This window comes from Pedobacter heparinus DSM 2366 (genome assembly GCF_000023825.1).
GTDB classification, from domain to species: Bacteria; Bacteroidota; Bacteroidia; order Sphingobacteriales; family Sphingobacteriaceae; genus Pedobacter; species Pedobacter heparinus.
Genome location: NC_013061.1, coordinates 675,791 through 690,112, shown reverse-complemented (window position 1 = coordinate 690,112; position 14,322 = coordinate 675,791). Strand labels below are relative to the sequence as shown.

The following is a 14,322-nucleotide window of genomic DNA, read 5'->3' as shown; positions in this document are numbered from 1 at the left end:
TCTTCTTTAATAATTAAGTTAATGGAAGCCATGGCAATGGCTTCCATTAACTGTTATTCCTGAAAGCAATTTCTGCTATAGGAATATTTATTTAATTACAGTAGCATTTCCACCTTCAATCTCAGCTACGGTTGAAGTCTTACTTAGCTGATAGATTGTTTGCGATCTCGCATTGACCCATTTTCCCTGTACCGTATCAAAAGTACCTCCAAGTATATAGAAATACCCATCATCATTTGAAACACCAGGAGTTACATAAGTAAACTTCTGTTTATTTGTACCTGCAAGGAAATAAGGTTGTGGTGTACCTGAAACCGGCTCTATCACATCATAAACATCGGTATCACCAATGCGGTATCCAACTCCGTAACTTGGTGCAGGACCGGCCTGGTACAATGAGCCTCCATCGTGGACAAATACAACATCAATTGGTATAGTGTTCAGCGTAACTTCTATGCCCCTGAATACCGCCATACCAAATGCATTCCCGCTGTTTGCAAGGAGGTTGGTTGTTGCTGTCCCTGTTGTGGTACTGCCTGAATTAAACCTGTCGCTCGCTTTATTATAATCAATTGCGCTAATCCACTTTGATGCGGCCATAGAGGTAGAACTTGTACTGTTAATCAATTTTTTATTACCTCCAACATAAAAGAATTCACCTTTTACAACAGAACCAGATGTTAAATTGATCTTATAAGTTCTAAGCTGTCCGGTGGCCCATCCATTTACAGGGGCACCTGTTGGTGGTGCTGAGCCCGCGTTGTTTGTGGTAATAACAGAAAATGGCGTAACAGCAAAATTTATATTTTTAGTAGCTCTGAACTGGATGTATTCATTATTGGCATCTGTACCGGCCGGATCGTTAATAAATCCTGTAATCACAAATTCAGGAACATCTGCCGTAGAACCACGTACAATCAGATCAGAAGCCGTACGAAGCCTATGTTCCGGTATCAGCTTGCCATCCTGACCCACTCTGTTAAAAAGCACTCCAAGGTAATTGCCCTTAAAAGGGGGCTTGATATTTGCAAATGTAGCATTGGCTTCCGTATGTAAAATAATGTCTGATGACCCATCATTAAGTATTTTATCCCCGGCTAATATATCATTCGGGCCTAGCAATGGATTATAAGTCCCTTTTACAATATTAATCAATGTACTTTCATATCTATCCGGAAGGGCCGCGATCAGATTAGCAAATCCTCTCGGTGCCATAATTGGTTTACCTGAAGCAATTTTAGTGACATCTGATGCAGAGACCCCAGTAATCTGTAAAATCCCGTTAACTCTTTTCAACACTCCTCCTTCAATTTTTACATGTACTGAATCGCCAGGAACATATTTGGCTGCATCTGCACCAATATTTACAGACATCCCTCTAAGTGAGTCTATGCCATTTCCGGTCTTTCTCAAATTTTGAATTACCAGCAAACCAGCAGGCATGTTATTACCTGAGTGATCTGAAATGACCTGACCTCTTAAATAGGTTGCGCCACGCATATTTTCTGTAGTTAGGGTTACATCTGTACCCGTGTATATTTTTCTTAAATCAAAATTGGCAATATATATACTAGGGGTTGCAGCGACGTAATCACTATCCCGCTTACAGCCCATCAAGACAGCAGCACAGGCGCCTATGATGAAACAATTTATTAATATCTTTTTCATAACTATGTTATTAATATCATCCAAAAATTAAGGTTTTTGCCACCAAACCTGTGTACTGATCTCATCCGGGCCCTGGGCCGCAACAGCATTTTTGTAGCTGGTAGGATTGGTAGACTGACTGATAGCCGGATAAGCCAACCTTGCAGGCATCACGCCGCCATTTGCCAATCCAACTCCTTTAGGTAAGAATGGGTGGCCCGTACGGCGATATTCAAACCATTGCTGAAAATCAACCAGGAACATGGCATAATACTTTTGTTTATGTATCATTTCCAGTTTACTGTTACTTCCAGGGGCAGTACTTTCTAAAGGCAAATAATCAAGCCAGTAAATTTCTGCTTCATTTATAAAATTAAGGAAGTTTGCATCTGTAGTTTTTGACATATAGGATGGAATCCAATAGTTAATGGCATCTACAATTCCTTTGTTATAATAAGCCTCACCGGTTCCGTTTATCCACCCTCTTGCAGCTGCTTCGGCTAAAATGAAATCTACTTCAGCACAGTTCATCAGAATTCCGGTATAGGGATCTGTTTGCAAAATATATCCTGCAGTTTGTGTGTCTGAATAAAAATAAGCTTGTTTTATAATTCCAGACCCTGGCGCATACCCACTTGGTACACCAACATAACCATTAGGCCCCTGGGCAATACCCCAGCGTGGTGTGCCGCTTTTACCTAGTGCTGGTCTTATCCTTGGATCGTTCCAGTTTATCAGGTTGTTGATAAAGAAATCGGTAATCGCAGTCCCCCTGAAATCAACAGCCCTAACGCTTACCATATATGGGGATGAATAAACCGCCGAACTGCTATTGGTTCCATTCCAAAGTATTTTTGCAGTGTGGGTATTATCTTGCATAATCGGATAATTACCCGGGTTGGTATCCACAATATCCTTAATTTTAGCAATAACAGTGGTAGCAACTTCCGCTTTACGTGAAATGCGCAATAACAAACGTAAGTACAATGAATTGCCGAATCTGCGCCATTTACTCACATCTCCGTTAAAGACAGGATCACCCGTAGGAACAATTGCGGTACCTGCACTCAACAGCGTATTTGCTTCTTCCAGTTTTTTAAAAAGATCAAGATAAATGTCTTTTTGTTTATCATAAGCAGGCTCAAGTATGCCTTCCTTACCTTTATTAGCCTGAGAGTAGGGCACATCGCCATACGCATCGGTAATTAAAGAGTAAACCCAGGCCTGAGTGATCAGTGAAATACCCTGGTATGACTTATTAAGCGTTTCCGGTTTACTTGCAATGGTATAGATATCTGCAAGGTTAGTAAGTTCAGGGTACCATACATTCCAGGTATAATCAGACCAGTTTCGCCTGAAATCATACCTGAATACCTGGGCCTCCGCATCACTAAGTGTAACTGTAACCTGCATGAGTTCATTGTTAAAATTGCGGTTACGCAACATATTAGCAGACAAAACATTTACTAGCGCAGGTGCAAGTAACTGATTTGCCGTAGTGGTTCCTTTTCCAATAGGATCAGTGTTAATTTCCTGAAAGTCCTTGTCACAGGAAGAAAGCACGATACCAAATGCCAGCAACACTATATAACTGATTTTAATTCTAATATTTTTCATTTCCTTTATAATTAAATGCCAACAACCAAACGTGCGCCTATAGTTCTTGTAGAAGGTAATTGACCTGTTTCAAAACCTTGAACGATATCTGATCCGGATAAAGTACCGAATTCAGGATCGAATGCCGGCCATGGTGACCAGATAAACAGGTTACGTCCGTAAGCACCTATGGTGATCTTGTTCATGCCCAATTTTTTTACGAATGATTTGTTAAAAGTATAAGTGATGTTTGCTTCCCTGAATTTCAGGTAATCGGTTCTGAATACGCTACCCTCTGCCTGGTCTGACCCATAAACTGAAGTATAATATTGTTCGAAATCAGTTGCAATCACATCGTTAGGGCGATAGCTGCCATCAGGATTCTGCACTACCCCCTGCCCGATGATACCATTGTATCTGCCTGGAAGGGTTGCTTTTAACTTACCCAATGCCGCCATCCTGGAAAATGTAAGTGAGTGTCCTACAGCACCAATCTGCGCATCAAATAATATATTTGTACTGATCTGCTTATAGCTCACCCCTGTACCAAAACTAAACCTGAATTTAGGCATAGTATTACCTAAGTAAATAACACTGGTTTTATCGGCTTTGGCATTACCGGTTACTGCATCAAATACGATCTGGCCATCAGGAGAGCGTAAAAAGCCAATGCCATATAAATCGCCCATACTACCACCTATATTGGCTACAACCTGACCGCCTCCCAATGCTCCTGTACGCAATACTACTGCACTGTCGGCCAACTCTTTAATTTTATTTCTGTTTGCCGAAAAAGTAGCATAGGTTGTCCATTTAAAATTCTTGGTTTGTAATGGTGTACCATTAATTGACAACTCAATACCTTTATTGTCTACCCGACCGACATTGAAAATACCTACGTTATATCCGGTAGCACGATCAACCAAACGACTAAGAATCTGGTTTTTCGTATTTCCAGCATAAACAGCCAAATCAAAACCAAGCCTGTTATTAAATAACTTCATTTCGGCCCCTAATTCAATGGTTGTTGTTTTGAGTGGCTTTAAATTCGGATTTGGTAGTGTTGTTGGATTGGTCATGGCACTATCTGGATAGATTCCATTTGATGCGAGGTTGTAATTATAAGCCGTGCGGTAGGGAACTGTCGTACCACTACCAACCTGAGAAATCGAAGCTCTTAATTTTGCAAAGCTGATCGCTTTAGGCATTTTCCAGAAATCGGAAGCTACAAAAGCTAAACTGGCAGATGGATAGAAAAAGCCCACGTTATCTGTACGGGTTGGCGTTGCCAAAACACTATTCCAGTCATTACGGGCGGTCAGGTCCAGGTAAAGATAGTTTTTGAACGTGATAGAAGCTGCACCATAAAAACTATTGAGTCTGTACCTGGCTGTATCTGGAACTGATATCAACGGATTTTCATTGTTGTCTAATCTGTAAACATTAGGGATAATGAGTCCGTCGGCCCTAAGTTCACCTTTACGGTATTCATTTCTTAACTGGCTACCACCAGCGGTAACAGCTATGTTAACCGAATTACTGATCTTCTTATCGTATTTTACCATGAAATCTGCACTCCACTCATAAGAGTTGATCTTCTGTTCACGGTAGGAACCGTGTGCAAACTTATTACCCGCAGCATCCCACGGCCGTTTTGTTGTACGGTTGTCCCATACCTGATCGAGTGTAGTACGCAACAGCAAGCTCAGTTCATTGGTAAATTTATAAGTAGCCTGGACATTCCCTGTAACACCATTACGCTTCTGTCCGTTTAGGTATTGCTCTGATATGGCATAAGGACTTTCGGGATTTGTAGTAGTAATATTTACAAACTGGGTAAATTCCTTTCCAGGTGCCCAATAATCTCTATACCAGTCGACATTTACGTTGGGTTGTGCAAACATAAACCAGTACATTAACGACTGGTTGCCATATCCTGTTGCTGGTAAATTATCGCTATTCCTATTGTTGTACATTGCTTTTAGCGATATGTTGAGTTTTTTAGTTATCTGAGAATTGGCAGATAAGGATGCGGATGTACGCTCCAGCCCGGTATTAGGAACTATCCATTCATTACTTCCATGGTTTGCAGAAAAACGTAAAGCTACATTTTTCACACTACCATCCAAGGTTACAGAATTGGTGGTTTCTAGTCCGGTTCTAAAAAAAGCATTGATAGGATTTGGATAAGCTATCCATGGTGTACGTGTAGTACCTTTTGTTTTGGTAGCCGGATCATATTGATAAAACATGCCCCCAGATACAAATGGTGCTCCCCATGAGGCACTTGTTGAATTTGTACTAGCCCCATCTTCCGTATTGCCATATGAAAAGTAAGGGACTCCAAACTGACCCTGACCGAATTCACTCTGAATGTCTGGTCCGCGGTTTACACTTTCCCATGCGGTATTAGATGTAAAAGTAATCCCCATTACCTTTCTTTTGGAACTGCCAGATTTCGTGGTAATGATAATTGCACCATTGGCACCACGCTGACCATAAAGAGCTGATGCGCCCGGGCCTTTTAATACCGTAACACTTTCTATATCTTCTGGGTTAAGGTCATTCAGGCCACTACCAAAATCTGCAGGCATAACATCACCGCTTGTTCCATACACACCACCCGACGAGGCCGCTGTACGCCTGGCGCTGCTGCTGGCCACCACCCCATCAATTACGATCAGTGCTTCATTGTCTCCTGTAAGGTTGTTTTCGCCACGCAGAATAATTTTGTTGGATCCGGCCGGGCCACCGTTACGCACCAGGTTTAAACCAGCTACTTTTCCTGACAAAGCATCAGTCCAGTTACTCGATACCGCATCTGTAAGCTGTGTACTGTCTACCTTAGTAATAGCATAACCCAATGATTTTTCTTCACGTTTGATTCCTAATGCAGTAACAACTACCTCATCCAGATCTGCACTTGAGCTGTTCATATTGACGGCCATTGTTATGGTAGCCATGGTAACTGTTCGTTTAACCTGGGTATAGCCCAACATACTAAACAAGATTTCAGTCCCTTTTGCTACTTTAATAGTGAATGCACCGTTACCATCGGTTACGCCGAGCACTTTTCTCTGCCCATCTGAAATGGTAACGCCAGGTAGCCCACCGCCATCCTTTGCATCTTTGACCGTTCCTTTTACAGTAACTATTTCCTGCCAAAACAGGTTCGCTACAACAGGTACTGTTCCTGCCTTGAGCATTTGCGGCAATTGCATAAAAACCATTACCAATGCATAAGCAAGGTAGGTGAGTGGTTTTTTGAATTGCACATTGTGAGTAGATTTTTTGTTCATAATCTTAATTAATTTGGTGTTCCCCCTTTAGTTGCAATATTTTTGTTTATGCTTTTCGACATGATGACTTCTTTTTCTTAGCACAGAAAAAACCTCCCAGCAGCTCTGAATAGCCGATTGGGTACAATTAAATGATATACAGGAATATTCCTTCATCAGATTTTATTATTTGGTTAGTTCTTTTTGTTTTGCAGCATTTCGTTTCATTTCGATTCTCCTTGATTTGCTGCAAATATCAAGGTTGTAGTTTTAAGTTTATGTTAAGCATTCATTAAGTTAGGCCGTAACTTTCACCTGATGAACATTATCAGTTTCCTTTCCGGGTGCGTACAACAAATATTGTTTTACCAGCACAGTAAAGGCTTCAATCTGTTCTTTCACCCAGGCCTCATTTTTTTGCAATTCGGCAGCCATTACCTGTGCAACAGCCGGAGCAAGTATTAAAGCCCCTTTCGCATCCAGGAATAACAGACGCATCCTTCGCGAAAGCACATCTTCAATCGTACGTGACATTTCATTTCTAACCATCCAGATCACTTCAGCTTGCAGATATTTGTAATCAGGATGCAAACGGGCGCCAAGTTCAGGCTGTAGGCTTATCAGCTCCAGTATACCAGCAGCATCAGCACCGTATAAGCCCAGATCTCCGGTTTGCATTTTAGCAACATAACCATGGATTTTAACATTCTGGGTAATACATTTTTTTGCCTGTAGCTTGCCCAATTCAATAGCTTTATCTACTACATCCATAGCCATTTTACGATAAGTGGTCCATTTGCCCCCGGTAATCGTAATCATTCCTGATTTGCTGATGATGAGCTTATGGCTTCTGGAGATTTCCTTCGTACTATCGGTATCCTTACCCGGGGCAGCTAATGGCCTTAAACCTGCAAATGCAGCCAATACATCCTTTCTTGAAGGTTCTTTTGTCAGGTATTTGCCTGCCGTTGTCAATATAAACTCTATCTCTTCATCCAAGGGCCTTGGCTCCAGGCTATGCTCATTTAATGGGGTATCTGTTGTTCCTACCAATACTTTTCCGTGCCATGGCACAGCAAACAAGACCCTTCCATCCGGTGTTTTTGGAATCATCAGGGCGCTGTCCCCTTTCAAAAATGAAGGATCTAAAACAACATGGGCACCCTGGCTTGGACGGACGATTGCTCTTCCTGAGGGAACATCCATTTTCAGGATCTCATCTACAAATACTCCGGTAGCATTGACCACTACTTTCGCTTTCAGGGTATAGCTTTTATTGGTCTCGGTATCTACAAAACTTAGTCCGCTAATGTTTTCGTTTTCTTTCGTTAACCCGGTAACCTTCGCATAGTTCAGTAACACCCCGCCATATTCGGCAGCCGTCTGCGCCAGATTTAAAGCCAAGCGGGCATCATCAAATTGTCCGTCGCTATAACTCACCCCACCAATCAAGCCATCAGGTTTTAATCCAGGTATTGCTTTTAATACTTTATCCGCTGATAAAAAGGAAGATTTTTTAAAACCGCTTTTCCCCGCCAGCAAGTCGTAAAGTTTTAAGCCGATCAGGTATTTATATTTAGACAACCAGGAATAAACAGGAATGATAAACTCCTGGTCTTTAACCAGGTGAGGTGCATTTTTTAACAGCAAACCACGTTCGTGCAATGCCTCATAAACCAGCGCAACATCTCCCTGAGCCAAATATCTTACCCCGCCATGCACCAATTTTGTACTACGGCTGGAGGTTCCTTTTGCAAAATCCGACTGTTCCAGCAACAAAGTACTGTAACCCCTGCTTGCCGCATCCACAGCGGTTCCTAACCCTGTAGCACCACCGCCAACAACTATCACATCCCAACTGTTCCGTTCTTCTACCTGCTTTATGAATGATTCGCGACTAAACACCATTTCGTTTGTTTTCAATTTAAAATACTGATATTTCGTAAACTTTCGTTTACAGGACAAATATACCTAAACGAAACTAAAAAAAGTATTTTATTATAAAAAACAAATTGGGAAATTTATTTTTTAGCATTAAGTTTGTTGAAAACGTAATTTAAAAATTATGTTTATCTTAATATTGCCATATATATCGATAAATGATTAACATAGCTGAACGACACCAATATATATTAAACAAAATTCAAACAGACGGCACTATTGATGTACAGTCACTTTGTAAAAAGTTAAAAGTTTCGTCGGTTACCATCCGGAAGGACCTGAAACTACTCGAAGACAAGAACCTCTTGTTCAGGACCCATGGAGGAGCCACACTAAACAACCCTTATACGGTTGATAAACCTGTAAATGAAAAAGAACATCTGCAATCGGCAGAAAAGATGAAGATTGGCACAATGGCTGCTGAACTGATTGAAGAAAATGATTCCATTATCATCGCATCGGGAACAACGGTTCTGGCCATGGCGCGCTGCATCAAACCCAAAGGAAATTTAACTGTTATTACCTCTGCATTAAATGTTGCCCTCGAATTGCTGCACCACAATGATATTGAGATCATCCAGCTGGGAGGCCTGTTGAGGAAAAGCTCTTCTTCTGTTGCAGGCCCTTATTCCGATAATGTATTGGGCAATGTTTTTTGCAGCAAATTATACCTGGGTGTTGACGGCATTGATCTGGAATTTGGATTAACGACAACAAATGCCTATGAGGCTCACTTAAACAGGCAGATGATAGATTCCTCTCAAAAAATAATTGTACTTGCCGACTCTACCAAATTCGGAAAACGTGGCTTCGGAAGAATATGCGGCATTGAAGAAGTAGATCATATCATTACAGATAGTGGCATCCCCGAGCAGACCAGGAAAAACCTGCAAAGCATGGGCATTAAGGTTTCTATTATTTAATGGTTAATGCAATTTTAGCTTGCACACAATTTACTTTTCCTATAAAACGCGAACTATCAGTAATTTACTAAGCTGACCATAGTTTTTTCATTCGACAACTACTGTCATCATATTCTCTTACCCCGCAATTTTCAATTTGTAAGTTGATTTTATCTTAATATTAAGATAATTACAAAGCCTTTACTTTGTACTATTCTTATCTGATCAAATTACTAATTATGACGTTTAAAACCTTTTTTTCTTTTCTTTTATTTCGTTTTATTGTTTTTTATTTAATATATTCGATTTCAATAAACCAAATACTAACCAAATTTAAACCTTTTTAAATGAAAAACTACCGAAAGAGTATGGATAGGTGTTTTGCCGCCTTCCTATGGGTATGCTTCAGTTCCTGTTGTTTTGTTTCCTGTAAAAGCGAAAAGGAAGGCCCTAGTAAAACCTATGATTCTTCAAAGCCCGTTGTACTCTCCTCTTTTTCTCCGAATGAGGGAGGAGCGCGCGATAAAATACTTTTAGACGGGGAAAACTTTGGAAATGACCCAAGTAAAATCAAAGTCTATTTTAACCATGCAAAAGCTTCAGTTATCTCGTCAAGTGGTAACCGGATCTATGCCATTGTACCCCGGCTTCCAGGTGATAATCCTAAGATTTCTGTGGTTGTGGGTACTGACTCGGTTGTTTATAAAGACACTTTTACTTACCATATTCAGGCTCAGGTAAGCACAGTTACGGGTAACGGGCAAAAAAACTTTAAACCCGGAACGCTCTCTGAAGCTGAAGTTTATGGTAAATACCTGGAACTGGATGCCGAGGGAAATATATTTATGTCCTGGCGGGATGGTGGCAATCCGGCTACATTTGGTGTAGCCAGGATAAATGAAAAGCAAAATATAGTTACTCCACTGATCGAGTCGGTCGCTGCCGGTCGGATCTTATATGCCAACGGCTTAACTGTGGATCGTGTTACTGGTATGCTAACAGCCGCTCATGAGTCTACAAAGGAGGTTATTTTTACATTCGACCCCAGGGAGGCCTGGTACCCGCGTCAGCGTAACATCAAATACTCTACGGCAGATTATAATTCCATTGTTACTGCGGATCTGTACAAAAACTTCGTGACTTATTGTCCGTATGATGGGTATCTTTACACGAGATACAGAGATGGAAAGGTTGCCAAAATAAATCCTCAGACATTCGAAGCAAAAATTGTTCACCAGGGACCTTATGGATCGCAGTATGGTCAGGCCATTAATCCAGTAAAACCATGGCTCCTGTACATCACGCTCACTACCAATGCCACACCGACCAATTTCAGACAAGGTATTATGGTACTGGATCTTCGTGACCCTAATGGATCAGGCGGCTTTAAACGCCTCAATGCCCCTGGAGGTAGTGCCTTCCGCGATGGGCCGTTGGCAGACGCACTGTTCAACGATCCTAAAGAGATTAAGTTTGACAACAGCGGAAACATGTTTGTTGCAGACTATGGCAACCATTGTATCCGTATGGTATCGGCTGATAATATCGTAACAACGGTAGCAGGCCAACCGGGCAAATCAGGCTATAAAGATGGCGGACCGGTAGAATCTCTATTTAACCAACCCTGGGGAGTGGCTGTCAATGAGCAAGGTGACATTTATATTGCAGACTGGAGTAACGCCAGGATACGCAAATTAGTTATTGAATAATCACTACAAAGCATTTATCCTATTCATGAGCTTTTGCTTAAAGGCAGAAATAATGTGCTTTAAACTATCCCATTAGAACATATTAAGTATAATACACATATAAGATGACAAAGACTTTTAGAATTTTGTGCTTGCTGTCGCTGTGTCTGTCCCTGACGACATTACATGCACAGGAAACCAAGCAGTTACTCACCATTGCCGGTATTGTTACCGATGAAAAGGGAGCAGCTATCCCAGCGGTATCTGTTTACATTAAAGATCGGCCCTCAGCCGGTACCGCTACCAATAATGAAGGAAAATTCAGCATTCAGGTCTCGTATGGCGATAAAGTCGCATTTAGCTATATCGGCTTTAAAAATGCAGAACATGTTGCTGTCGAAACAAAAAAGAATTTAACCATAGTACTTAAAGACAATAACGAGGCCCTGGAGGAAGTAATGGTAGTTGGACTGGGAAATGTACAACGGAAGATAAGTTCGGTTGGAGCCATCACAACGGTAGATGTTAAGGACCTTCAATCCCCTGCACCATCGATTGCAAACCTTCTTGGCGGAAGGGCAGCCGGTGTAATCTCCAGATTAGGCAGTGGTGAACCAGGAAAGAACATTTCTGAGTTTTGGGTACGTGGTATCGGTACATTTGGAGCCAACAGTAGTGCATTGGTGCTCATCGATGGTTTGGAGGGCGACCTGAATACCATTGATCCGGCGGATGTGGAAAGTTTTTCGATCCTTAAGGATGCATCAGCTACCGCAGTGTATGGCGTTAGGGGAGCCAATGGGGTAGTATTGGTTACCACTAAGCGCGGTCAGGTAGACCGCATGCAGCTCACCGCACGCGCCAATACCACTTTATCCAGTCTCAACCGCTTACCAGAATATCTGCGTGCGTATGATTATGCACAGCTGGCGAATGAAGCAAGTTTGGTCCGTGGGCAGAGTCCTTTGTACAATCAAACGGAATTAGGTATTATCCGCGATGGACTGGATCCGGATATGTATCCAGATGTAGATTGGCAGGATGAAATTCTCAATAAGACTTCCTGGCGCCAGAGCTATTACATGAGTGGCCGTGGTGGGTCTGAGGTTGCACGCTATTTCCTTAGCCTTGGCGGCAAAAGTGAAAGTGCAGCTTACAAAGTAGACAAAAATAGCCAATACAGTTCTAATGTGGGTTTTAATACCTATAATTACCGGATCAATCTGGATGTTAACCTGACCAAGACCACTAAAATTTTCCTGGGTTCTGATGGGTTTCTATCTAAACTGGCTCAGCCTGGGTTAGCAAATACAGATTACATATGGGGAGCACAATCCGTACTTACCCCGGTGACCATCCCTACACGATATTCCAATGGCCTGCTTCCAGGCCTGGGAGGTGGAGAGCAGTCATCGCCTTATGTCATGATCAACCGCACAGGTAAGGCTTCAGATGAGGTGTATAAAGGCAAAACCACATTAGCCCTAAACCAAGACCTTTCCAGTGTATTGGAGGGACTTAAATTCCGGGTTCAGGGAGCTTACGATCTATACAGTTACTTTAGCGAGCGTAGGCGTGTACAGCCAGCGCTTTATAATGCCTTAGGACGGGCCTACGATGGCTCGCTCATTACTTTGCAAACCGTACAAGAACAAAAAGCGAGTTACACCAGATCTACCCGTCAATACCGTAAATACCACTTTGAATCTGTTATCAATTATGATAAAGTATTCAACAGTGACCACAGGACCTCCGCACTGGTCTATTACTACATTAGCGATGCCAAAGATACCGAAGACGCGACCAGTAACCTGGACGCCATCCCCTTACGTTATCAGGGTGTATCGAGCAGGTTGACCTATGGTTTCCGGGACACTTACCTTTTAGATGTCAATTTTGGCTATACCGGTTCTGAGAACTTCCAGCCCGGCAGGCAATATGGTTTTTTCCCGTCAATAGCCCTGGGATGGGTACCTACTGGCTACAAATTTGTAAAAGAAGCCGCACCATGGCTTAATTATTTTAAGATCAGGGCTTCCTACGGTACGGTGGGTAACGACCGGATTTCAACTATCCGTTTCCCTTACCTGACCAAGGCTAACCAGGGTAATGGCACGGTATGGGGCGTGCCCGATATCGAGACAATTAATGAGACAAGGATTGGTGCAGATAACCTGGCCTGGGAAAAAGCGATTAAATCCAATTTAGGTATTGAAGGTAAGCTCTTTGATAGTAAAGTAGATTTTGTGGTAGACTTTTTCAAAGATCAGCGTAACGGTATTTTTCAACAAAGGGTACAGGTTCCTGATTACGTGGGCGTCATTTCCAATCCTTTCGCCAATGTGGGCCGCATGAAAAGTTCCGGAATAGATGGAAACATCAGCTATACTGGCAATCTTTCCAAAGACATAGGTTTTACCTTAAGAGGTAACTTCACCTATTCCAAAAACCTAGTACAGAACTGGGAACAAGCTTACCTGGAATATCCTTACCTGGAGTACAATGGTTTCCCTTATAATTCTATAAGAGGCTACCAGTCGCTGGGACTTTTTAAAGACGAAGACGACATCAAATATAGCCCTAAACAAACGTTTGGAGATGTACTGCCTGGCGACATCAAATACAAGGATGTAAACGGTGATGGCATCATCGACAAACTGGACATGGTTCCTTTAACCCACAGCAACTATCCTTTGATGATGTTTGGCATGGGCGGCGAGTTCCGCTATAAAAAGCTGACATTAGGTGTATTGTTTAAAGGAACAGGAAAAACATCCTTTTTCTATGTAGGACAGCCAACCACAATAAACAATGTAACGGTAACTAACGGAATGGGTTATATGCCATTCTTTAATGGTAACCTGGGCAACGTACTCAGCCTGGCTGCCGATCCTAAAAACCGCTGGATCCCGAGGGATTATGCCCTGGCAAACGGAATAGACCCTGCATTGGCCGAAAACCCAAATGCCCGCTACCCACGCCTGCAATACGGGAATAACACCAACAACAGCCAGTTGTCGTCCTTCTGGCAGGGAGATGCGCGCTATATACGCCTGGAGGAAATTACGTTGAATTATAACATTAATCCATCGATCCTGAAACGCCTTGGAATTAAGTCTATGGACCTGCAATTTGTGGGCAATAACTTATACATATGGGATAATGTTAAGCTTTATGACCCGGAACAAGCCGCCTGGAACGGGCGTAAATACCCGATACCAACAACCTATTCCTTTCAAGTGTACGTCAATTTTTAATACAAACAAGAAA

At 42.1% G+C, this 14,322-nt stretch carries 7 protein-coding genes; 3 read left to right on the top strand and 4 right to left on the bottom strand.

The window, feature by feature from the left end; all coding sequences use genetic code 11:
• Positions 1 to 87: 87 nt before the first annotated feature.
• The 4 genes from PHEP_RS02860 to PHEP_RS02845 all read right to left on the bottom strand — a co-directional run bounded on the left by PHEP_RS02860 (position 88) and on the right by PHEP_RS02845 (position 8,429).
• A complete protein-coding gene (locus PHEP_RS02860) occupies positions 88 to 1,668 on the bottom strand; it encodes a DUF5689 domain-containing protein (protein WP_036675126.1) in 1,581 nt (526 codons plus the stop codon).
• 27 nt (positions 1,669 to 1,695) lie between these two features.
• On the bottom strand, positions 1,696 to 3,264 hold the full coding sequence (locus PHEP_RS02855; RefSeq protein ID WP_012780746.1) for a SusD/RagB family nutrient-binding outer membrane lipoprotein: 1,569 nt from the start codon (positions 3,262 to 3,264) through the stop codon (positions 1,696 to 1,698).
• An 11-nt stretch (positions 3,265 to 3,275) separates the two neighbouring features.
• Positions 3,276 to 6,542: a SusC/RagA family TonB-linked outer membrane protein gene (locus PHEP_RS02850; protein WP_012780745.1), complete on the bottom strand. Its 3,267-nt coding sequence runs from the start codon at positions 6,540 to 6,542 to the stop codon at positions 3,276 to 3,278.
• 276 nt (positions 6,543 to 6,818) lie between these two features.
• Complete coding sequence (locus PHEP_RS02845) at positions 6,819 to 8,429, bottom strand: glycerol-3-phosphate dehydrogenase/oxidase (RefSeq protein ID WP_012780744.1); 1,611 nt, start codon at positions 8,427 to 8,429, stop codon at positions 6,819 to 6,821.
• A 191-nt stretch (positions 8,430 to 8,620) separates the two neighbouring features.
• Between PHEP_RS02845 and PHEP_RS02840 the strand changes: the two genes are divergently transcribed.
• The 3 genes from PHEP_RS02840 to PHEP_RS02830 all read left to right on the top strand — a co-directional run bounded on the left by PHEP_RS02840 (position 8,621) and on the right by PHEP_RS02830 (position 14,309).
• Entirely contained in the window at positions 8,621 to 9,385 is a 765-nt protein-coding gene (locus PHEP_RS02840; RefSeq protein WP_012780743.1) for a DeoR/GlpR family DNA-binding transcription regulator, read from the top strand.
• Positions 9,386 to 9,711: 326 nt separating this feature from the next.
• Positions 9,712 to 11,073 (top strand): IPT/TIG domain-containing protein, encoded by a 1,362-nt coding sequence (locus tag PHEP_RS02835; RefSeq protein ID WP_012780742.1) that lies wholly within the window; start codon positions 9,712 to 9,714, stop codon positions 11,071 to 11,073.
• Positions 11,074 to 11,177: 104 nt separating this feature from the next.
• Positions 11,178 to 14,309, top strand: coding sequence for a SusC/RagA family TonB-linked outer membrane protein (locus PHEP_RS02830; protein ID WP_012780741.1), 3,132 nt, complete (start codon positions 11,178 to 11,180; stop codon positions 14,307 to 14,309).
• Positions 14,310 to 14,322 lie beyond the last annotated feature (13 nt).

Excerpts from the sequence above, each read along its gene's own strand:
- PHEP_RS02845 (WP_012780744.1), bottom strand. The coding sequence starts at position 8,429 with ATGGTGTTTAGTCGCGAATCATTCATAAAGCAGGTAGAAGAACGGAAC.
- PHEP_RS02830 (WP_012780741.1), top strand. The coding sequence starts at position 11,178 with ATGACAAAGACTTTTAGAATTTTGTGCTTGCTGTCGCTGTGTCTGTCC.
- PHEP_RS02855 (WP_012780746.1), bottom strand. The coding sequence starts at position 3,264 with ATGAAAAATATTAGAATTAAAATCAGTTATATAGTGTTGCTGGCATTT.
- PHEP_RS02840 (WP_012780743.1), top strand. The coding sequence starts at position 8,621 with ATGATTAACATAGCTGAACGACACCAATATATATTAAACAAAATTCAA.
- PHEP_RS02835 (WP_012780742.1), top strand. The coding sequence starts at position 9,712 with ATGAAAAACTACCGAAAGAGTATGGATAGGTGTTTTGCCGCCTTCCTA.
- PHEP_RS02850 (WP_012780745.1), bottom strand. The coding sequence starts at position 6,542 with ATGAACAAAAAATCTACTCACAATGTGCAATTCAAAAAACCACTCACC.
- PHEP_RS02860 (WP_036675126.1), bottom strand. The coding sequence starts at position 1,668 with ATGAAAAAGATATTAATAAATTGTTTCATCATAGGCGCCTGTGCTGCT.